The following is a 524-nucleotide window of genomic DNA, read 5'->3' on the forward strand; positions in this document are numbered from 1 at the left end:
TAAACTTTTTGTTGACGGCTTGTAGTACATCGATGGCTTGGGTCATAATTTCAGGACCAATGCCGTCACCAGCTAATGTTAAAATCGTTGCCATACTAATCCTTGTTGATAGATAAAAAAAGAAGAGACAAGCGTCTAATGTTGCTTTAACCGATCTATGTCCATGATATATGACATCAAATTAATGGGTCGAAAGATACAATATTACACCTTAGCTTTTGACTGTGTTGCTTGTGCTGATTGCTTTATTTGGTTTGTCACGTTCGTTTCTACAAACTCACCCTGACTTTCGTTATTCATCTGTTTACAAAACTGACGCTTGATACTATCGTTTTGAATAAGATCAATACATAAAGGATTGGGCGAGGCTGTGTCTAATAAACTGCCCGTATCTTGGCTAGATTCTTTACGGTAAGCACGGAGTAGATAAGTGTCTGGCTCTATAAACTCATGGATCATAGCAAAACGCTCAATATAACCCATATTATTTTCAGGATAAAAATTTATATGCACTTCACGTTTTG

The 524-nt window shown here is 36.8% G+C and carries 1 pseudogene; it reads right to left on the minus strand.

Features of this window, described 5'->3' with window-relative positions:
* Positions 1-204: 204 nt before the first annotated feature.
* Positions 205-524, minus strand: a pseudogene (locus ACS8FD_RS24395) (hypothetical protein); the annotation flags it as partial.

The sequence above is a fragment of the Psychrobacter sp. 1U2 genome, from assembly GCF_051847575.1.